This is a genomic window from Marinomonas piezotolerans, assembly GCF_003362755.1.
GTDB classification, from domain to species: domain Bacteria; phylum Pseudomonadota; class Gammaproteobacteria; order Pseudomonadales; family Marinomonadaceae; genus Marinomonas; species Marinomonas piezotolerans.
This window is the reverse complement of record NZ_QKRA01000001.1, coordinates 101,579-122,580: the sequence shown is the minus strand read 5'-3', so window position 1 is coordinate 122,580 and position 21,002 is coordinate 101,579. Positions and strand designations below refer to the sequence as shown.

The 21,002-nt window shown below is 46.4% G+C and carries 18 protein-coding genes; 2 read left to right on the top strand and 16 right to left on the bottom strand.

All coding sequences use genetic code 11. The features are described from left to right. Positions 1-50: 50 nt before the first annotated feature. From DN730_RS00490 to DN730_RS00435, 13 genes are all read right to left on the bottom strand, one after another. On the bottom strand, positions 51-2,156 hold the full coding sequence (locus tag DN730_RS00490) for a methyl-accepting chemotaxis protein (protein WP_115466155.1): 2,106 nt from the start codon (positions 2,154-2,156) through the stop codon (positions 51-53). 173 nt (positions 2,157-2,329) lie between these two features. After that, positions 2,330-2,437 (bottom strand): aldehyde dehydrogenase family protein, encoded by a 108-nt coding sequence (locus tag DN730_RS19380; protein ID WP_342768163.1) that lies wholly within the window; start codon positions 2,435-2,437, stop codon positions 2,330-2,332. Then, the gene (locus DN730_RS00485; protein ID WP_342768162.1) at positions 2,404-3,759 is read right to left on the bottom strand and encodes an aldehyde dehydrogenase family protein; all 1,356 of its coding nucleotides are present in this window, start codon (positions 3,757-3,759) and stop codon (positions 2,404-2,406) included. The genes DN730_RS19380 and DN730_RS00485 overlap by 34 nt, the downstream gene beginning before the upstream one ends. A gap of 165 nt (positions 3,760-3,924) precedes the next feature. Continuing rightward, complete coding sequence (locus DN730_RS00480) at positions 3,925-4,689, bottom strand: 2-keto-4-pentenoate hydratase (RefSeq protein WP_115466154.1); 765 nt, start codon at positions 4,687-4,689, stop codon at positions 3,925-3,927. Positions 4,690-4,716: 27 nt separating this feature from the next. Beyond that, positions 4,717-6,330, bottom strand: a complete 1,614-nt coding sequence (locus DN730_RS00475; protein ID WP_115466153.1) for a bifunctional 3-(3-hydroxy-phenyl)propionate/3-hydroxycinnamic acid hydroxylase — start codon at positions 6,328-6,330, stop codon at positions 4,717-4,719. Next, complete coding sequence (locus DN730_RS00470; protein ID WP_211313804.1) at positions 6,327-7,184, bottom strand: alpha/beta fold hydrolase; 858 nt, start codon at positions 7,182-7,184, stop codon at positions 6,327-6,329. Before DN730_RS00470 ends, DN730_RS00475 begins: the two co-directional genes overlap by 4 nt. 26 nt (positions 7,185-7,210) lie before the next feature. Continuing rightward, entirely contained in the window at positions 7,211-7,813 is a 603-nt protein-coding gene (locus DN730_RS00465) for an amino acid synthesis family protein (protein WP_115466152.1), read from the bottom strand. 17 nt (positions 7,814-7,830) lie between these two features. Beyond that, positions 7,831-8,289 (bottom strand): VOC family protein, encoded by a 459-nt coding sequence (locus DN730_RS00460; protein ID WP_115466151.1) that lies wholly within the window; start codon positions 8,287-8,289, stop codon positions 7,831-7,833. A gap of 29 nt (positions 8,290-8,318) precedes the next feature. Continuing rightward, positions 8,319-9,353, bottom strand: a complete 1,035-nt coding sequence (locus tag DN730_RS00455) for a WD40/YVTN/BNR-like repeat-containing protein (protein ID WP_115466150.1) — start codon at positions 9,351-9,353, stop codon at positions 8,319-8,321. 11 nt (positions 9,354-9,364) lie between these two features. Next, positions 9,365-10,159: an SDR family NAD(P)-dependent oxidoreductase gene (locus DN730_RS00450; protein WP_115466149.1), complete on the bottom strand. Its 795-nt coding sequence runs from the start codon at positions 10,157-10,159 to the stop codon at positions 9,365-9,367. Between the two features lie 18 nt (positions 10,160-10,177). After that, positions 10,178-11,674, bottom strand: a complete 1,497-nt coding sequence (locus DN730_RS00445; protein WP_115466148.1) for an aldehyde dehydrogenase family protein — start codon at positions 11,672-11,674, stop codon at positions 10,178-10,180. 8 nt (positions 11,675-11,682) lie between these two features. Further along, positions 11,683-13,224 (bottom strand): acetolactate synthase large subunit, encoded by a 1,542-nt coding sequence (locus DN730_RS00440; RefSeq protein WP_115466147.1) that lies wholly within the window; start codon positions 13,222-13,224, stop codon positions 11,683-11,685. Positions 13,225-13,476: 252 nt separating this feature from the next. After that, on the bottom strand, positions 13,477-14,889 hold the full coding sequence (locus tag DN730_RS00435) for an aldehyde dehydrogenase family protein (RefSeq protein ID WP_115466146.1): 1,413 nt from the start codon (positions 14,887-14,889) through the stop codon (positions 13,477-13,479). 484 nt (positions 14,890-15,373) lie between these two features. Here DN730_RS00435 and DN730_RS00430 point away from each other — a divergent pair, with 484 nt between their 5' ends. Next, positions 15,374-16,114, top strand: coding sequence for an IclR family transcriptional regulator (locus DN730_RS00430; protein ID WP_115466145.1), 741 nt, complete (start codon positions 15,374-15,376; stop codon positions 16,112-16,114). Between the two features lie 80 nt (positions 16,115-16,194). On the opposite strand, the gene DN730_RS00425 is transcribed toward DN730_RS00430, so the two are convergent. The 3 genes from DN730_RS00425 to DN730_RS00415 form a co-directional block, all read right to left on the bottom strand. After that, complete coding sequence (locus DN730_RS00425) at positions 16,195-17,676, bottom strand: tripartite tricarboxylate transporter permease (RefSeq protein WP_115466144.1); 1,482 nt, start codon at positions 17,674-17,676, stop codon at positions 16,195-16,197. A 9-nt stretch (positions 17,677-17,685) separates the two neighbouring features. Next, positions 17,686-18,279 carry a hypothetical protein gene (locus DN730_RS00420; RefSeq protein WP_115466143.1) on the bottom strand — a complete coding sequence of 198 codons (594 nt, stop codon included), beginning with the start codon at positions 18,277-18,279 and terminating at the stop codon, positions 17,686-17,688. Positions 18,280-18,343: 64 nt separating this feature from the next. After that, positions 18,344-19,288 (bottom strand): tripartite tricarboxylate transporter substrate binding protein, encoded by a 945-nt coding sequence (locus tag DN730_RS00415; RefSeq protein WP_115466142.1) that lies wholly within the window; start codon positions 19,286-19,288, stop codon positions 18,344-18,346. A gap of 495 nt (positions 19,289-19,783) precedes the next feature. Here DN730_RS00415 and DN730_RS00410 point away from each other — a divergent pair, with 495 nt between their 5' ends. Beyond that, positions 19,784-20,923, top strand: coding sequence for an ornithine cyclodeaminase family protein (locus DN730_RS00410; RefSeq protein ID WP_115466141.1), 1,140 nt, complete (start codon positions 19,784-19,786; stop codon positions 20,921-20,923). Positions 20,924-21,002 lie beyond the last annotated feature (79 nt).

Sequence of the window (21,002 nt, the reverse complement as noted above, 5' to 3'; positions counted from 1 at the left end):
TATGTACTTATTTAAACGAAACTCCGCTAGTCACTGTTACATTCATTAAGTTACTTAACTTTAAGCAGTGACAGAATCTGTGTTAATTCTTCTACCGCTTTTGAACTACTGATATTGCTCTTTTCAAGGTCGCTCACGATTTCCTTAAGTTTCGCAGAAGAGTCGTTAATGCTGATCAGCTCACGGTTGATTTCCTCAGCAACATTAGATTGCTGCTCAGAAGCTGAAGCCACTTGAATGGTATTGTCTGAAATATTGGCCACTCTTTCGTTGACGACCCCTAACTTTTCAGCGCTTTCAATCGAAGATGCAACCGTTTCTTTGGCGTTTTCTTGGCTTTTCAAAATCAGATCCACTGCGGATTGAACATCATGCTGAAGGCCTCGAATCAGTTCGTCGACCTCTTCTGTGGACTCTTGGGTGCGTGCCGCTAAGTTACGAACTTCATCGGCGACGACTGCAAAGCCTCGACCTTGTTCACCTGCACGCGCCGCCTCGATAGCGGCATTCAATGCTAACAAATTAGTTTGTTCGGCAATCGCTCGGATAGTATCGAGAATGCTGTTAATCGAGTCACTACGTTGGGACACTTGAGCGACTTGGCTACTCGCATCATTAAGTTGGCTAGCAAGCCCCTCCACCATTGTCCTATTGGACTGAACAAGCTCAAACGATTCGGTTAAATACTGACTAATCTCAGTCGCTGCCTGACCATTATCACGAGCCAAAGCAGCCACATCAGTCGCGGAGCTAGACATTTCGGTGACGGCGGTCACGACGGAGTGAATTTGTTCACTTTGAGTCACTGTAGACTGATGCGCAATCGCGGTAGCCTTTACGAAATCACTATTGGTATGCGCCACCACATCTTTTTGCTGAATGAGGCGCGTAATCATATCTTGCAGCTTACCCGTAAACTGATTGAAGCCTTTCGCCAACAACATAAGTTCCAAATGCTTCTGGGTATCTAAGCGCTGTGTTAAATCTCCTTCCTCGGTTGCTAATTTTTCCATTCGCAATGCAATGCTTCGTATAGGAGACGTCACCGTATTCACAACTAAGAAAACTAACGCTAGGCCGATTAATAAAAGACCAATGGCTAACGCAACAAATAAGACGATGGAGCTTTGTGTTTTGTCAGACAACTGACCTGTCATCTTTCTCACGGGTGCCAATAACACAGACGTTGGAACAGAAACATGAACTGTCCAGATATTCGGAGCATCATTGATTGTAAAGGTATCGCTAAACACCCACTGTTGGTCTCCTTTCGCTAATCCAGAATCTTGGCCACCAAACGACAATGTTGTTTTTTTGATGTTTTTACCGATAGCGTCTGGTTCTTCGGTAGACCCGACAACAACCCCTTTTTCACTTACGATTGTGATGTTACCCGCCCCCTCGAACAAACCACTGCTGATTTCAGCCAGTTTCTTCTGAATCTCAGACAAATTAATGTCAGCTCCCACCATGCCAGCAAAATTGCTGCCTGCCAAAACTGGTACGGCATAGGTTGTCATGAGTTCAGAATTTCCAGGGCTTAATTCAAAAAGATAAGGGTCTAATAGGCAGGTATTCTTGGTATCCATGGGGCATAAATACCATTCCGAGGTACGGACACCATTTTCATCTTTGTCTTGCAGATACTTCGTTTCAGGTTGGCCAGCGCTGTAAATGAGCTCACCTGCTCCGGCTTTTAACCAATACGTATCTAGGGTACCGACTGACGAGGTATGATCGCCGGTTCCCATGGACTCTTTATCTTTACCATCATAACCATCCGGTTCAAATTGGACATACAGCGCATCCATATACGGAGCACTTAATAGTAAAGACAACGTCATATCTTTAACTTGTTGGCGAGTGACGGGGGTGCCACCATTACTCGCCGCTGTATCCGTTAATACTCTCGCAAAGCCTGAAACGACCGCTGCGGTATTACCAAGATAGGTGGAAACCTCTGATTGAACTTCGCTCGCTGCGGCTTCAAGAGATAATCCAGCTTGATCTTCCTGGTACAGTTTTAATTCATTGGTAGAAAAATCGCTTAAAGAACGGATAGAGGTAGTAGAAAGAAAAATCAGTATTCCTATTAAACAAGCAAAGAAAATACCTGTGATGACAACAAGTTTTAATCTGATACTAAGATTTGACATTAACCTACCTCTAGTCTTTTAACATTGACGCCAGAACCTATCATTTGGATCAAAGATCGCTTAGTGATGCCTCAAGGCTCTGATTACGTCATATGTCATTAATATTACGGCTGTATTACTCCTTTTTATATTAGCATTCCCTGAAAATAAAGCTGTATGTGTTTTGTAAGAAATTATGGTGTTTGTCGCAGCACCATGAGCTTCATTTCTGTCATGTCTTCAATGGCGAAACGCACACCTTCACGACCTAACCCACTGTCTTTAACACCACCATAAGGCATGTGATCCACGCGCCAGAAGGCACATCACCAATCACGACACCGCCCACTTCTAGTACATCCCAAGCCTTATAAGCTTTATAGATATCCTTGGTGAAGATGCCGGCTTGTAGACCAAATGCAGAGTTATTCACTTCCTCTAGCGCGGCATCAAAATCACTGAAAGACGACAGAATTGCCACGGGCCCGAAGACTTCTTGGCAGGAAACCGACATTGACGAATCAACGTTTTCCAACAAAGTTGCCTCAAGCATGGCTCCGTCACGTTGGCCTCCCGCTAACACTCGAGCACCACTCGAAACTGCCTCTTCAATCCACGCTTGTAAACGCGCTGCTTCTTTTTCGGTAATCATTGGGCCGATGAAAGTGTTTTCATCTAATGGGTCACCTATTACCAACTCTTTTACTGCTTTGGTAAGACGCTGCTGAACTTCATGATAAAGAGACTCATGCACGATAATACGCTGTACACTGATACAGCTTTGACCCGATTGGTAGTAGGCTCCGAATACAATACGTTGAACGGCATCGTCCAAATCCGTCCCTTCATCGATAATGCATGCGGCATTGCCACCTAACTCCAGTACCACCGGCTTTTTCCCAGCTTTGGCTTTTAATGCCCATCCCACATCGGGTGATCCGGTGAAACTAAGCAGTTTCAAGCGTTCATCTGTAGTAAACAAATCCGCACCGTCGCGGTGGCATGGCAGAATTGAAAACGCGCCTTTCGGTAACGCCGTCTCAGCCAAGATTTCACCAACGATCAATGCACTAACAGGCGTCAAGCTGGCTGGTTTTAGTACAAACGGACAACCCGCCGCAATGGCGGGCGCAATTTTATGAGCCGCCAAATTTAACGGAAAATTAAAAGGCGAAATAAACGAACACGGCCCGATAGGAAATCGCTTCCACATCCCTTGATAATCTGCCGCGCGTGCCGAGATATCCATGGGCATGACTTCACCATAAATACGGGTCGCCTCTTCTGCTGCAATTTGGAACGTATCTATCAAACGAGTCACTTCACCACGAGCATCTTTAATTGGCTTACCCGCCTCAATACACAAGGCGTATGCCAGCTCTTCAAAGCGTTCTTTAAAGCGTTTGATACAGTGCTGCAATATTGCCTGTCGCTGGTAAGCGGGCATAGCCTTCATCGCATATTGCGCCTTGTCTGCAGCAGCGATCGCTTGATCAATATGATCAACACTGGCGATAGCAACCTGGGTCGCTACGTCATTTGAATATTTGTTATGAACAGATAAATCCGTATTGGCATACACCGCTTCATTGGCTAAATAAAAAGGATAGCTAGATTTCAACATGGTTTCGATCTCTATTTAGTAAGGATAAGAAGAAAGGCGGATGTATGAGGGCCATACATCCCGTTGACAGTTATGAGGCTAAGTTGGTCGGCGCTCAACGAGCCCTATTTTTCTTTGGGATAAATTGGTTCTTACGATCATTATTAATCGAGACGCTATCCCGCGTTACTTGTATTGCAGTTCCAAGGTCTGACCCAGCAGGCGCAAGCGATAGGTATGGCCTGCAACCATATCAACGGGCTTAGTCAGAGAGCCGCTTAACAATTTCTGCCCTGCTTTTACTTCTCCAAAAACGTTTACAATACCCCGCACCATGCGAATCAATGAACCGATGGGGCCACCCAGAACGTTATTTAACTGGCCGACTTCGATCCCATCATGGGTGTCCAGTTGACAGCAAAAGTCCGCCTTATCTAGGGTCATCGGTTCAAAGGGGATGAGGTTTCCTACTTGATAAAAGCCTGCTGCCGCGTTATCGGCGACAAAATGGCTAATATCAAACTTCCATCCCTGAATGCGGCAATCGGCGACTTCAATGGCAGGTGCCATGGATTCAATCGCCGCGAGAATGTCTTCATCTGTTAGATTCGAGCTATCTGAAAGGTCTTTGCCCAAGACAAACATAATCTCAGACTCAATCTTCGGAGCAATGGCTTGATCTCGCGTTACAAGTCCGAATATCTCGTTGGCTTGAAACAAGGGTGCGTATACAGGCTCTTGTAAAGAGAAACGATCCAGTGCGGGCTGGCTCGATAAAGCGACTTTCCAGCCGCTTAATCTGTTTTCCGCATGGTTATTCAAAGCAATAAGATGCTTTTGTACTTGATAACAAAAAGCCAAATCTTGCTGGCTCAACTCATCCATTGGCGCCACAGCTACGCACTCACGACGCGCGCTCATCAGTATTTTGGCGAACTTTTCTTCTACCACGATGCCCTCCTAACGATATAAAGTGGGCTATTCAGCCGTCAGCTTAGTACGCAGTTCATCCAACACTTCGTTTAAGCGTTTTGGCGACGTAAGCCCTGCAACAAATCGATCTGGACGAATGATGACGATTTTGTCACGCGCTTGACCGAACCAATCAGACAAGTTGTTATCAATATCCTCAACACTAACGCAACCCGATGCTTCTAGTCGTTGATCATGACTTAAGCCACTGCGAGAAGGGTTCGCTTGAATGTACTGGGTTTGCATTTTATTCCAAAACGCAAGATTCTCTTCCGACATATATTCCGTAGGATTAACGCGATAACCCAAAATGGAGAACCAATCACCTAATACGGTATCGAGCTTCTCTTTCTTGCCATCAGCCGTTTCTACATCAGGCTGAATAAACAATTTTCCGACGAGCGTATCTTCGTAGACCTCTTCACTTTCGTGACAAACAATGCCTTTAACGATGTGTGCTTTCGGCTTAAATTTGAATTCCACAAGATGCTCACGCAGGCTATCAACTGAATCCGTTGCTTTAAACATCCAGTCACGAATACCCGCCATGATCGGATTTGTCATACCAAGTATCGCCCCCATATTGTCGGCTAAACCGACTAAATCTGTCGCATGGCCGCGGCGCTCGTCATCATAGGTTTGTAAAATTTTAGGGGATGCCAGACCTTTCACTACTGCTGCAACTTTCCAGCCGATGTTAACGACATCACGAATTCCTGAGTTGAGCCCCTGACCTGCCCAAGGCGGTGTAATATGCGCCGCGTCACCACATAACAATACTCGACCTTTGACAAAGGTATCTGCAACACGAGAGTTATGCGTGTAAGCGCGAATACGTACGATATCCAGTTTGTCTACTTTGTCACCGATGTGGCGACGGATCAGACCACGAATGACGTCTTCTTGGCAGATGTCTTCTTCTTTTTCATGAGAGAATAACATAAATTCCCAACGGCGATGTTGATAAGGCAAATAGATGCAGACAAAAGGCCTAACAGGATCGCCGTGTAATGCGGTAAACGGCGCATCAAGCGTGTCATTTGCAGCGTCTACAACGACCCATTTAGCAGGATGAGTAAGCCCCGAGAAACCTATATTAGTCTGCTTGCGAATTTCTGAACGACCGCCGTCTGCGCCAATCACGTAACCCGCTTCAAGCTGATATTCCTCACCTGACGGATCGGTAACGGTCAACAATACGTTATCACTGCCCTCTGTAATGCTCGTCATGGTATGGCCGAGGCTCAATTCCACCGAATCAAATCGACTTAAGCCATCGCGTAGTGTCACCTCTAATAGCTGCTGCATAAACATATTACGCATCGGCCAGCCGTATTGCGCAGCCTTCGGCTTCACCTCTGCAAAACAGACGCCTCGCGCGTTGTAATAGCGCAGTGGAACATTCGCAATCATGTCTTTTACAGCCACTTCCGCTAACCCGACACCTTGCAGCACACGCAGCGCCTCATCGTCCATACCTACGGCTCTAGGAAAAGGCAAAATCTCCGCGGACGCTTCAAGCAGTACTGTTTTGATGTTGTACATGCCCAAGTAATTAGCTAACGTCACACCGTTAGGACCGCCGCCAACAATCACAACATCGGTTTTTTTTATTTTCATTTGAAAGACCTCTTATCTGTAAGAACCATTTTCATGAACCGAACCACTGAGTCATTGAATTTTTCGGGTTGATCGTCATGAACATAATGACTGGCGTCCTCTATGAGCACCGTCTTAACCGCATCGCTGGATGATTGAATCTCGGCCACGGTTTCCGCGGATAAAAAGTCCGAGTTACCGCCTTTAACCAACAACGTTGGGCAACAAATAGCGCGAAATGCTGGCCACAAATCGATGGGTTCAATGGTTAATCTTGCATGCGCGATACCTTCCTGATCGTGCTTCCATCTGACTTCGCCATCCATCTCACGAAATGAATGATTTAAGCGTGCTTGCAATGCCTGCTCTGTTAAATTTGGGCGCGACTTCGTCCAGAACCGCTCAGCCTCTTGCCACGAAGAGAAACTAAGGGGCGTATTGCGCATTTCGCGGCGAATACGTTCCGCACCCGCGCCTTGTTTGGAGGAACCAGGGCCAATGTCTTCAATCACCATCGCCATCACTCGATCGGGATTTTGGCGCGCATACTCAACAGCGTTTTGCCCCCCTAACGAATGACCAATCAATACAAAACGATCCAATGCTAAATGTGCGACAAAGTTTGTCAGATCCTGAACATAGACGCTGGCGTTGTAATCTTCGCTCGGTCCCCAATCGCTATCACCGCGACCACGTTGGTCCAATGCGTAAAAAGTAAAGTCATCACCCAATGCATCCACCAAGTCTTGCCACGTTTGCGCGAAGCCGCGCAATCCATGTAGCAGGACAACGGGTACCTTGCCATGTCCCCATTTGAGGTAGTGTAAGTTCAGCCCATCACTGGTAAAAAAATGACTACTGCTCGACATTGCCATGGATTTCCCCCTATTGAAAATGGCGACTAAACAAGACCATTCTCACCTTTCACGTCTTCAGCTTTTAAGCCACCAAGACGTGCATGTAAACGACCGCGTGTCGCAAATGCCCAAATAACTAAGATCTCATCGTTTCGTGGCGCATCATTGAACGACACAGCGATAGAGTCATAATGAGAGCGTACATATAGGGCATCTTTATGCGCCAAAGGTACATCTAGAATCGCGCCCGGCGCGCCCACTTTACCCGTTGAAGGCACCCAAGATTTACCGCCGCCGACGGCTTCGCGTACCGGGTCAGCCGCAGGATTGGTTAAAAAAGCGTTGCCATGTTCGTACTCGCCAAACGCCCCAACTAACACCGCTTTGCCATAGCTAACGATGTCATTCTCACCGGCAATTTCTTTGATACGGCGACCAAATTCTTTGCCTAGCTCAGGCGAATACTCAATCAACGAAGAAAGGTCGTCTGAATAAGAATTCGCAAATGGGTTATGAATAGCCGCAGCCAAAACATATTTTTTTACAGGCTCACCATCGGCAAGTTTGCCCGTTTCATTGGCCAAGGTCTCTTCGTAATGTTGGAACCATTTACGGATATGGTAGGGGCCAAAATTAGCGTCTTTCATAGTTAGATCCTTACAAATCATTCGAAAATTGGGTCAAGTTTGAATGGACGACTGGGCGCATCAGTCGCTTTAAAACGCTGCTTACCCAATTCATCATCGTGTTCAGTTTCGAGGAAGAATTCCAAACGGTTGCCATCTGGATCCTCAAAGTACAGACCTAGGCCGACTTCGTGATCCGTTGTTTTCACGATCGGAACCTTTTTCGTGAGCAACATGCCATACAGCTTGCGCAGCGTGGTCAGGTCACCATCAATTTCCATCCCATAGTGCTGAAGTCCAATCTGGCCTTTGGTTGCGCCTTCAGGAGCGCGAATCAAGGCGATATCGTGATGCTTTTGACCAAAGCTCATCATGATCCATTCGTCACCGTTCCGGGCATTGATATCCATCGATAACACGTCTGCATACCATGCAGCGGACACTACAGGGTCTGTTACAAATAAGGACAGATGGGTACGATTGATTTTCACCTTCATGTTCTTCACCTACTTCGTCGTACAAGACACTATTTTTTTATAACTGAGGTATGAGCCGCCTCAATCACAGCTTCTGCAGGTGTCCACAGTACATCTGCGATCTCACTAAACTCTCGCCATTCTTTCTTCCAAGAAAGCCCAGCATTTTCACTGGTAAACAAATGGCCGTATTTCGTACCGACAACCACTTGATTCGCATTGGCGGGATTGACATGAATCCCCCACACACATGAATTAGGTTGTACTGGGAAAGGCAACAAATTCCACGATGCGGCCGCATCATGAGAAACGTAAACCTGACTGGTGGTTCCTGGTGTGCCATCCGATACGCTCAAGTAAATCGTACTTTCGGTTCCCATAGGCACAGCCGACGCCCGCGCATAATATAGGCCGAACTCTTCCTTAGCGATCACGCCTTCCCATGTCTCACCTTCATCAAAACTACGGTAGATAGCGTTAACGCACACCGCCACAATGACTTTCTTGCCATGGTTAGGCATCACCTGAATGGTATGAATGTCAGAGTTAAAGTCCCAAAGCAAACGATCATCGATGCGCTCCCAAGCGTCACCGCCATCCTCACTTTTGAACAGGCCACCCTCTTCTAGACCGAACCAAAGTCTGTTGCTATCAGTTGGATCAAAGGCAAATGCCAATAAACGAGGTTTACTCACACCCGCACAAAACTCAGGAATCTCAACTGGCGCGCGATCCCATGTTTTTCCGCCATCTTTAGTACGCCACAATACTGCGCGTGAAGGCGCTCCCGTGCCAACAAAGATTCGCTGTGAATCATTTGGGTCCACCGCAACTTTCCAAACAGTCTCACCGTTGAAAGGTGAATCAATACGGGTCCATTTAGTGCCTGCATCATGGCTGACACACACACCAACGTCGGTGCCAATGTACAACGTACTTGGGTTACGCGGGTCCACATCCAAAGAGCGCGTGATCGCATCGAATTCGATGTCTTGACCTAAGCCTAGACGATGCCATGTTTGACCATTGTCTGAGCTTTTAACAACGGCTTGTCCGACCGTTGACACTAATAGTGTTCCACTCATCTTTCTGCCTCCTATAGGAATATGCCGCGGGTTAAACCGCCATCAATACCGATAGATTCACCGGTGACTGCACCCGCTTTCGGGGAGGATAAGAAACCGATCAACCAAGCGATCTCCATAGGCGCCAACGTACGACGAATAGGCGTTACATCAATGTACCCTTGCTCAACTTCAGCCGGCGTTTTATTTTGTAGCTTGCCTTCACGCTCATACAGCTCTTGAATGTGCGGTGTATCCACCACACCAGGGTGAATGATGTTACAAGTGATACCGTGTGGACCAAGCTGATCCGATAGGTTCTTCGTCATATGTACAATGGCAAGGTTACGCATACCTGACATGACTTTACTGCCACGACCCGTTAAGCCACCAATGTTAACGATACGGCCAAAACCTTGTTTCTTCATGTAAGGCGCTACAGCTTTTGCACAACGGAAGTATCCAATAACCTTAGTATCCAAATCGCCCAATAGCTCATGATCGTTAGCAAACTCAATAGAGTTACGAACGACACCAGATGGCGCGGCGGCACCATTAACTAAGATGTCAACACGACCCAATTCTTTAGCGGTCGTCGCGACCATAGTCTCTACTGAATCCATGTCTGTGGTATCACAAACAACTGGGATAACACGTCGACCCGTCGCCTCAGAAATCTCTGCTGCGGTTTTCTCCAAGACAGACATCGTGCGCGAACAAATAACGACATCACAGCCTTCTTCAGCAAGGAACATCGCAACGTCTTTACCGATCCCCATACCGCCGCCAGTAACAATGGCAACTTTATCTTTTAATTCTAAATTCATAATTTAATCCTCTACTGACTATTCACCTAAATTGACAAAAACACTCTTCGTTTCTGTATAGGCATCGATGACATTCTTACCCATTTCTCGCCCCCAACCAGACTGCTTATAACCGCCGAAAGGTGAAGCAGGATCGACAACGTTCCAACAGTTAATCCACACAGACCCAGCTTTTAACCGACCAGCAATCGTATGCGCTTGGTTCAAATCGTTGGTCCAAAGACCTGCTGCTAAACCAAATGGTGTGTTATTCGCTCGGTGAACCAACTCGTCCACATCAGACCAGCTCATAACCGTCACCACAGGACCAAATATTTCTTCGCGAGCAATACGTGCCTGTTCATTTTTATCTAAGAAAACCGTCGGAGACATGAAGTGCCCCTCGCCTAAGTCACTTGGCTTCTGACCACCGCATACCAATTCCGCACCTTCCGACACAGCACCATCGATATAGTCTTTTACAATGTTGAACTGAGCAGAGGACACCAAAGGACCCATCGTCGAACGGGCATCTAGACCTGGGCCAACAACATGCGCTGCGGCATGTTTGCGAAGCTCTTCTAGAGTTTGATCCAACACACTTTCATGAACATACAAACGCGAAGCTGCGGTACAAACTTGGCCTTGGTTATAGAAAATTCCGTCTGCTGCCCCCTTCGCGGCTTTGATGATATTGGCGTCGGGGAGGATGATATTGGGGGACTTGCCACCCAGCTCTAGGGACACCTTTTTCATGTTGCCTACGGCACTTTGGGCAATCAGACGACCGACTCCGGTTGACCCTGTAAAGGCGATTTTGTCGACATCGTTGTGAGCCGCCAGCGGCGCACCCGCGCCCGAACCGAATCCGGTTAATACATTCAACACGCCGCGAGGAATACCAGCGCGAGCAACCAATTCAGCCAAGCGCAACGCAGAAAGAGGTGTTTGTTCTGCAGGTTTTAATACCGCAGTACAACCCGTCGCCAGCGCCGGCCCAAGCTTCCATGCACACATAGAAAGTGGGAAGTTCCATGGCACGATCAACGCACATACACCGACTGGCTCTTTCACGGTATAGTTGAGCATACGCTCGCCTGTGCGAGGTGAAACAGGAATAGTGCTGCCTTCAATTTTGGAAGGCCAACCAGCAAAGTAGCGAATAATATTCGCCGTAATCACGACTTCACCGTTCTTAGCGTTGCTATATGGCTTACCGTTTTCTAAGGAAATAATCTGCCCTAGATTTTCAGCATCCTCTTCAATGAGATCAGCAAGACGCAACATGAAACGAGTGCGATCCGCGGGAGAAACACGCCCCCAATCACCTTCTAAAGCGTGTCGCGCAGCACTGACGGCACGATCAACATCCTCAGATTGTGCGTCTGCGACACTTGCAATGGTTTCAAGAGTGGCAGGGTTTTCGACGGGAAAGGCTTTACCTGCTGCCGCATCTACCCATTCGCCCCCAATAAACAAACGTTTAGGGTTTTCTAGGAAGCGCTTTACTTCTGGAAAAAGATCCATCGTATTCATGGTCGACCTCACAAAGACATTTCGATTAAACGGGGTGCTTTGGCATCACATGCTTCTTTAAGCGCATGAGCTAGTTCCGCGTTCGTTTCAACGCGAACAGCATCCACCCCATACCCTTTGGAAAGAGCCAGCCAATCCACGCGCGGCTTATCCAATACCGTCAAAGCGACTGAATTGGCACCAAACTCTTTTACGCCGTAGCGACGAAGCTCATTCTGTAAAATGTTGTATTTATGGTTTGCCGCAATCAGGATAACGACGGGCAAATTCTCACGCGCGATGCTCCACAAGGTTTGAATGGTGTACTGGGCACTGCCATCAGACTGAAGACAAACAACTGTGTTGCCAGGCTCAGCTAATGCCGCACCAAAACCAGCGGGTAGACCTTGACCAATGGCACCACCTGTATTGGTCATGACTCGATGACGAGCGGACAAGGCCGATTCAGTAAAGAATGGGTAACCACAGGTACCACCTTCCACTGAGACAATACAGTCATCTGGCAGGCCTGCCGCCACGACCTTACCGATCGATATAGGAGACAGCGCCTCCTCACCTTTAGGCAATTCAATATTGCCGACTAAATCTTGATGGGCAGGGGCATTCAATAGCTCCGCCAAGGCTTCCATTGCGCCAGACACATCATCACCCACATCTGCCAAAGTAATCAGACGATCGACTTCTGCCAAACGTGAAGGCAAGCCTTCGTAGCCAAAGTAAGCAATAGGCTCTACAACCCCTGCGCATACGACTTCGTCGTATTGTTCCAATACTTCGATGGCTTTTTCAGGGAAGTAAGGTAGGCGATCTAAATCAGGTAAGCCGCCCCCACGATGGGAAATACGAGGAAATGTTTCGGCAAACATTTTGATGCCAGGTAACTGCCCTACACGACCCGCTGCTTTAAGACCTTTTTCATCCAGACCGTTATCACCAACAATGAACACCAAACGCTTGCCTGCTTTGATGCGTTCCGCAACGGCTTCGACATAGTCGGCTTTAAAATGACGTTTGGGTGGTTGAATTGATACAGGTTGAGAAGCCACACTCAGCTCCTTTGCTTGCAAGTCCATTGGCAAAACCAAGGTTGAAATGGAACCAGAAGGCTGCCATGCCGAACGCACCGCAGCGGTAAAGTCTTCAACAATTCGATCAACCGATTTGGTGATTCGGCAAAAAGAAGAAACGGGGCGAGCCAAAGATTCGATATCACTGGCCAACGGTGGATCATAATTCACATGCCAAGATGCGTGATCACCTACCAAGTTCACGATGGGAGTATTAGCTCGACGAGCGTTATGCAAATTGGCGATACCATTTGCGAACCCTGGACCTAAGTGAGTTAGCGTCAATGCTGGACGACCCGACACTCGACCGTAGCCGTCCGCGGCGCCAGTACACACACCTTCGAACATACTGAGAATTGGTCGAAAACCCGGCTCGCTATCCATTGCGGCTACGAACGGCATTTCAGTCGTTCCAGGGTTTGCGAAACAGTACTCAACACCTGACTCGACAGCGGCTTTAATTATTGCTTCTGCACCATTCATTGTAGGACCTCATTATTTAACTTATTCTCACATTATGCGAATAAGATAAAATAAGTCAACAAACAACGCGTCATAAATAGAACTTTTTTCGTTAATAGTAAGATTTAAAGCCTTGAATTTATGATTTGAGTCTATTTTTTTGAAATTAATATCAAATTAAGAGAAAAGAGAAAAACAAAAAAGCAGCGCAAATAGATCACTATTTGGGCTGCTTTTGACCTCCATTAAGATGGATAAGCGGAATCGAAACGTTTATTTGTTAATATGCATAACCTGCAAGCTTGTGAACTCCAACAAACCTTCTTCGCCAAACTCCACTCCAAAGCCTGACATTTTGCAGCCGCCCATAGGGATATTCGGCTGAATTTGCGCATGCGTGTTCACGAACGATGTACCACACTCTAGTCGGCTCGCGAGCGCCGTCGCTTCCTCGGTATCTGGCCCCCAGATCGACCCATCTAGACCTACCTCAACACCGTTGGCCATATCGATTACATCATCGACATTTGAGAATTTAACGATTGGTAGTGCTGGCCCAAACTGTTCTTCTTGAACAAGCGGAGCATCGTTATCAATATCTGCCACCAGAGTCGGAGGATAAAAATACCCCACACCGTCTCGCCTTTGCCCACCTGTTAAAATGGTCGCTCCACGCTTTTTGGCATCTTCCACAAGGTCAGACACCAGGGTCAGCTGGTCCTCATTCTGAACGGGGCCAAAGTTGACGCCTTTATCCATGCCGTTTCCGACCACTTGATCATTCGCAATATCCGTAAGCGCTGCACACATATCGTCATAAATACTTTCATGTACATATAGGCGCTTAATCGCGCCACAGGTTTGCCCCATATTCAAAAATGAGGCACCGAAAATAGCGGGAGCTACTTTGCTAACATCCGTCCCCTGCAATACGATAGCTGCATCGTTCCCCCCCAACTCAAGCGTCAAACGCTTCAGGTTATCTGCCGCGTTACGCATGACAGACTGGCCAGTCGGTGTAGAGCCTGTGAAGACAATTTTATTAATCCCTAAATGGGAAGTGATACCACTGCCAATACCTTGCTTACCCGTGATGACATTAATCACCCCTTTAGGTAAATGATTGTTCATAATCTCGACTAACGTAATGGTACTTAATGGCGTCAGGCCGGATGGCTTATTGATCACAGTATTGCCCGCTCGGATAGCAGGAATCATATGCCATATGGCAATCATAAAAGGCCAATTCCACGGTGTAATGGAACCAATAACACCTAACGGCTTATGATGAATTTCAATTCGCTTGGTCTCTGTTTCTTCCGCAATGTCGATCGGAATATCTTGAGACGCCGCATATCTCAGCCACGCTAGTCCACCCTGAACTTCGCCCATCGCAAGGTCAAACGGCTTTCCTTGCTCCGCAACAATCAGCGCAGCGATCTCTTCACAGCGCTCTTCAACTTCATCTGCAATTTTATGCAGTGCGCCTTTGCGAACTTCATGACTCGACACGCTCCAACTTTTAAAAGCTGTTTGGGCCGCTGCAACCGCTTCATCGAGCTGCGCTGGAACGGCATTGGCGCAGGTAGCCACGGTTTCAAATGTAGCTGGGTTTTTAACTTCAAAGGGGGTGTTACTGCCTTCCACCCAATCCCCATTAATTAGGCATTTAAAATGACGACTCATTGCAATCTCTCCACTTCTCTTAACTCGCTACATCTATCTGTCCGTGGACCAATGTAGACATTTTGACATCAACACAGCGGCAATCTGTCATCAGACATTCACCCCCTAAGTGTTATTGAGTTTTTCCTTCTCGTGAGAAAAGAAATTTCTATTTGTTTACCATATAAGATTTATGTCACATAAAAACAATCAAGTAAACATAAAATTTACTACATTTCTCACAATAAGATAATAAAGATATTTAGGCACCTAAAAAAAGGCCAATTTCATCGATCATTTTTAGTGCCATAAATGGAAGAGCAATAGGCATTGACGGAACACCATCGTGGGATCAGCCCCCAAACGCGCAAAAAGTCAGAAAATCTCAATATATAGAATAAAAAAGCATTTCAACGCCTACAGAAGGTGTACAATTCCAAAATATGCAATTTACGGGTTAAACAACACCTGATCCGATACACTTTATTTTTCCTACGAGGTTAATGTGTCCAGTCTTAACAAAATGCTAAATGTTCTAAATATCTTTGGACCTGAGTCTCTAGTCATCAACGTAGACGATATCGCAAAAAAACTATCGCTCTCCCGCGCGACCGCGTATCGCTACGTTAAGGAGCTGTGCGACGCAGGCTTATTAACAAGAATTGATACCAGCTATACGCTCGGCCCAAGAATCATCGAACTCGATTGGATGATGCGTCAGCACGACCCTCTTATTTCACATGGCCGCGAAGTCATGGCAGACCTCTCAAAAAGTACAGGACTCACTGTTTACATGAGTGTTTTTTATGATGGGCACATCATCAACACTCACATAGAATCGGATATCAAAAAATACGGCTATGCTTTTGGGCGTGGACGCCCACTACCCATTTTTAAAGGCGCACAATCTAAAGTTTTGGTTGCAAACCAAAAAACAGCGCGGTTAAAGAAAATCTTTGAGGAGCAGATCACTCCTGATGAAGATTACGATCTAACGTGGAAAGAATTTAACGCTGAGGCCAAGAAGATTCGTAAAGATGGCTTTTGTGTCACTCATGACGAACTTAATTTGGGATTAACGGGGATCGCAGCGCCCATTATCAGCAAGGACAGCGATGATATTCTTGGCAGTATCGCATTCGTCGGAACAACCAGCGCATTTGAGCTCTTCCGCCTTGATGCGGTCGTAGAGCGTTTAAAAGTGGCAACAGAGTTGATTGAAAAAGGCACCCATCTAGATAATTAATGCATTGCATATACGCACTACCCAGACTATGAAGAGCGGGGCTAAAAGCCCCGCTCTTCATTCAACCTTTCTCAGCAGACTTAGCCTCGTTGCTTACGTACGATTCCCCAAATAAATACGGTGACAGAAAGCACTATCATACACAGCAGAACAAGACTTATAGGGCGGGTGACAAACATCGTCATATCACCGTTTGAGATCCCCATCGATTGTTTCAAACGTGTCAGAAACACGGGACCTAAAACCATTCCCAATATAATTGGAATGCCAGGAATGCCATTGCGACGTAACACGTACCCAATCACCGCAAAAAAGAGCGCAATCAGAGCATCAGAGGCTTGATAATTTTGGCTATAGCTCCCCACAAAGCCGAGGATGAGAATCACTGATCCTATGAACTTGCCACTGATTTTTGTTAAGTTCACCATCCAACGAGTAGCAAAGGTCAGATACACAAACGCCACAATATTCATCAAAAACAATGAGATATAAAGACCAGAGATAAACTCCGGGCGCTCAGCAAACAACGTTGGACCTGGCGTGTAATTATGCACCGTAAACACTGCTAACAGCATTGCCATGAGTGCATCGGCCGGAATACCAAAGGCAAGTAACGGCACCATCACCGATGCTGTGACGGCATTATTGGAGGTCTCTGAAGCAATAAGACCTGCAGGATTGCCTTTACCAAAACTCTCTGGGTCTTTAGAAAACTTCTGAGCCAAGGTATACGAAAAGAACTGGGAGCCAAACTCCCCGACTCCAGGTAATAACCCCATGAATACACCCAGAGCGGCAGAACGCAACGCAACGACTTTATTCTTTAGTATGTCCACAAAGCCACTGAAGTAACCCGTTCCTTCTAGCTTCGTTTCGAAGCTGTCAGGTCCTTTATTAGAAAGCAGTACAAAAGCTTGAGACATCGCAAACAGCCCGATCACTGCTGGGACCAAAGGCACTCCACCTAACAACCAAGTCTGATCAAACGTATAAACAGGCGTATTAAAGGAGCGATCCAGACCAATAGAGCCTAAAAAGATACCGAAACCTAGCATGATGGCAGCAGGGAATACATGTTTACCATGTGCCAAAACAACAAAAATCATACCCAGCAAGGCAAGCATAGCGAATTCTGGTGAGCCAAAATTGGTGGCAACTTCAGCCAACACTGGCGCCAAAAACACCAAGGACGCGACACTAATAATGCCCCCCACAAAAGACGAAGTGTAGGCGATTGATAATGCTCTCTTCCCTTCCCCTCGCTGTGCCATGGGATAACCGTCATAGGTCGTTAGAACCGCGACGGGGGTGCCTGGCGTATTCATCAAAATGGCGGGGATAGCGCCGCCATACCAAGCGCCGCCATACACCCCGACCAACAGCATGACACCGGCCAACGGGTCAAGTGAAAAACTTAATGGGAGCAGAATTGCAATAACGCCTGCAGGTTCAAGACCAGGAATAGAACCAATAGTAATGCCAATGATGGCACCAATAACAATGGCCAGTATTACATTGAGGGAAGCAACCTCATTTAGACCTAGTAAAATCGTGTCGAGCATACAAGTGACCTATAAATACATATTACAAAAATCAGACGCTGCATCAGGTAGCAGGCTGTAGAGCCAAACATCGTCCATCCATAGGCCAATTACCATTCGAAAAACCACCACTATGCCGATGGCTGCCAATACGGCCATCGGGCCCCAAAAGCGGTCCAGCCTTTTGGAAATGAAAAGCATAAAAAGGAGAAGCACTAAATTTGAAAGTAAGAATCCAATGACACTTAAAGCATGAACGTAGACATAAAAAGAACCCATTGCCCAAAAAGTGATTCTATGTGCCGAGACTGTTCTGGTTATGTATTGAACGATCGACGCGATAGACACATATTTGAAAAACATCGCCCCTTGCAATAACTTAACAAAGCATAAAATTGTCATGACGGTTAGACCAATTGCGGGCCCAAGCATAGGCTGTAAGTACCAACCTTTATCAGAAAATATTCTGACTTCACTCGTCATTAAACACAGCAGTACAACGCAACTAATAAAAAAGGCGAAATAAAATGGCAACGTCCTTGACTGCTCTTTCATCTCGTCAGTCATTTCCCGACTATTCATATCTGAAGAAGACTTTCTGCCCATAACCACACCTGTTTTCATGTTACCCCCTGCGAATGCCCTAGCTAAGGCTAGGGCATGTATTTTTTATTATTGCTTCGTAGGTTTATTGCTGAAGATATTTGGTTAACTGCTGACTTAAAAAGGTTTCTTCTTCGATACGTTTTTTCGAACCTTCCGCGTCCAGCCAATAGACAACCGCACCCGTTTCTTCAGCTATTTCTTGAACTTTTGGCAGTCTCAAAGCTTTCTTAGCAATCTCTGCAATACGCTGTTTCACGTCTTCAGGCGTACCTTTCGGTACAAACAAGCCATTCCAAGTTGTTAGAGGAATGCCAGCTATTTCATCTAAAGTCGGCGCATCAGGAGCTAAAGGAATTCGAGTAGAGGTAAAACTTGTTAGAATTTTCGCATCACCAGATTTCAAACAAGCCAAAATAAGCTGTGTAGTGGTATTGATAATGTCCGCGTCACCATTTGCCAATACAGAACAATCTGTCGCATCAAACGGCGCATTAGAAGCGAATCGAATATTAAGTCGGTCTGCCGCTTGGAATGTCATGGCAGTTGGACCAGCCTGATAACCGAAGTGTCCCAACGAGACATCGTTAGACTGAGAATACTCTGAAAGCTCATCCATTGTGTTATAAGGTGCATCACCGCGGGTCGCCAACACAAAAGGATAATCTAAGAAGATACCAACGGGTTCAAACGTTTCTTCGTTCCAAGGTACGCTTTTTGTCAGTACTTTAATCGTCAACAAATCATTAACAAAAGAGCCAATCGTTAGACCATCTGGTCTCGCTGTTGCTACTTCCGCGGCGCCAACCACACCACTACCACCAGGCTTGTTCACCACTGTCGCAGGTTTGCCCGTTTCTTTGCTCATTTCGTCAGCGATAATCCGAGTCAGAATATCTTCAAGATCGCCTGGAGGCCAAGGCACGACAAATTTAACGGGGCGCTTTGGATAATCTGCAAAGGCTATAGGCGATAGCAAAGTAGCTCCGACTAAAAGGCTACTGGTTAACAATTTTGTTATTTTTTTCATATTCTTCTCCAATCAATGTCAGCGTAATGCTCTGATGAAAACGGTCGTATAGCGGTGATTGAGTGTTTCCTCTCGCTTTTCTTGGAAAAACACCTAAATTCAACATAGAGAATAAATTCGATAATAACAACTAATAAATTCAATATATTTCCACACGATTATCACATTTGGAGATATTTCATCTGTTTACAGATGTTTTTTTGTAAAAAACGGCACAAAAGTCTCTATATCAGCATAAACGCATCATCTCTCCACTCAGCGAGCATACGGTACAAATTTTCACCTACTGGCCAACTACCAGCCCGTCACGCCCTATGATTCTTACCAATTGGCAGATTAGGAATGTAGGCCTGTGCACTTAGTATTACGACATAAAGAAAATAAACCAGATTAAATGAATGAAAAACCTTCTATAAATTTATTTTTTATCGTATTGTGAGAATTATTAATTTTTTAGATCCTTTTTTATAAAGAATACCCGCTCTGAGGTGACTTATGGTAGAAAACACAAAAATTGATTTTATCTATCTTTCTGAACAAGACATGATTGAGGCAGGTGTCACAGACATGCCTCGCTGTGTTGACACCATGGAGGAAATGTTTGCACTTCTATATCGGGGCGACTATCGCATGGCGGGGTCGAACAGTGATTCTCACGGCGCTTTAATTACGTTTCCAGAAGAATCGCCATTCTCTACCATGCCTAAACCAACCGCAGATCGCAGGCTAATGGCCATGCCTGCTTACCTAGGTGGCCGCTTTCAAACCTCAGGCGTTAAGTGGTATGGATCTAATATCGCTAACCGCGAGAAAGGCTTACCTCGCTCTATCCTAACAATGATTCTCAATGACATAGACACAGGTGCGCCACTGGCTTTTATGTCTGCTAACTTATTATCTGCCTACCGTACGGGTGCTATACCTGGGGTAGGAGCTCGCCACCTGGCACGCAAAGACTCCAAGGTCATCGGTCTGCTTGGGCCCGGAGTAATGGGTAGAACAACCGTCGCGGCTTTCGTTGCCGCTTGCCCGAATATAGACACGATCAAAATCAAAGGACGAGGCCAGAAAAGTCTGGACGATTTCACGGCATGGCTAAACGCTACCTTCCCGCAAATTACGAATATTCAGATCGTCGATTCGGTTGAAGACGTGGTACGGGGGGCCGACCTTGTGACTTACTGTAACTCGGGAGCCGTAGGTGACCCGAACACCTACCCTTTAATTAAGCGCGAATGGGTAAAACCCGGAGCGTTTCTGGCGATGCCTGCTAGTTGCCGAATGGACGATGCGATGGAACAAAAAACGGTTCGGAAGGTACTAGACAACACAGGGCTTTATGAAGCGTGGTACGAAGAGGTACCGAAACCAGCTCACAACAACATCCCTTTAGTGGGCGTACGCTGCATGGATATGATTCATGATGGTCAGATCTCGCTAGACGACTTAGAAGACCTCGGCCAGATCGTCGCTGGAGATGCCCCAGGACGTAAAAATAATGACGAGATCATCATTATGTCCGTTGGGGGAATGCCCGTTGAAGATGTTGCTTGGGCAACAGTGGTGTATCGCAACGCTGTTAAAAAAGGCATAGGCGTACCACTCAACCTGTGGGAAACACCAGCGCTTCGATAGCCGACAACCCCCATAAGTGTTTTAGTACCTTTTTAACCATTTACGTGCGCATATCGTGGCAACAGCCGCCCATGCGGCT